Origin of the sequence: Paraburkholderia sp. J41 (assembly GCF_905220235.1) — a bacterium.
Classification (GTDB): Bacteria; Pseudomonadota; Gammaproteobacteria; order Burkholderiales; family Burkholderiaceae; genus Paraburkholderia.
Map to the genome: position 1 here is coordinate 1 of NZ_CAJMZE010000092.1, position 762 is coordinate 762.

Sequence of the window (762 nt, forward strand, 5' to 3'; positions counted from 1 at the left end):
CGTGCCGCCGTTCACCACGAAGGTCGGGTTCGAGATCGAACCGTTGCTGTTCACCGTCGAGCCGCCGCCAATCGCGTTGGCCGTCGAGGCCGCCACGTTGTACAGCTGCGAACCGTTGACCGCATCGAGGCTCGATACGTTCACGAGGCCGTTAGCCACGTTGCGCAACGCCACCGCGCTCGCACCCGAGCCGCCCAGCGTCACCGACGTATGCGCCGACGAGTCGTACAGCACCGCGTCCGCCATCTTGCCGTTGATATTGGTGATCTGGCTGTTGATGTTCGAAACGTTGCCCTGGAGCGTCGTCACGTTCATGTTCGTCGCGTTCAGCTGCGAACCGTTCACCGCGTCGAGGCTCGTTGCGCTCAGCAGACCGTTGGCCACGTTGTGCAGCGCCACTGCGCTCGCGCCCGAGCCGCCCAGCGTCACCGACGTATGCGCCGACGAGTCGTACAGCACCGCGTCCGCCATCTTGCCGTTGATATTGGTGATCTGGCTGTTGATGTTCGAAACGTTGCCTTGCAGCGTCGTCACGTTCGCGTTCGTCGCGTTCAGCTGCGAACCGTTCACCGCGTCGAGGCTCGACGTGCTCAGCAGACCGTTGGCCACGTTGTGCAGCGCCACCGCGCTTGCACCCGAACCGCCCAGCGTCACCGACGTATGCGCCGACGAGTCGTACAGCACCGCGTCAGCCATCGCGCCGTTGATGTTCGTGATGCTGCCGTTGATCGACGTGAACGCGTCGCCTGCGTTGTTGAACGT

1 pseudogene is annotated in these 762 nt (G+C 63.6%); it reads right to left on the reverse strand.

Going from position 1 to position 762, the window contains the following annotated elements:
* A pseudogene (locus tag U5805_RS31550) lies at positions 1 to 762 on the reverse strand (hemagglutinin); the annotation flags it as partial.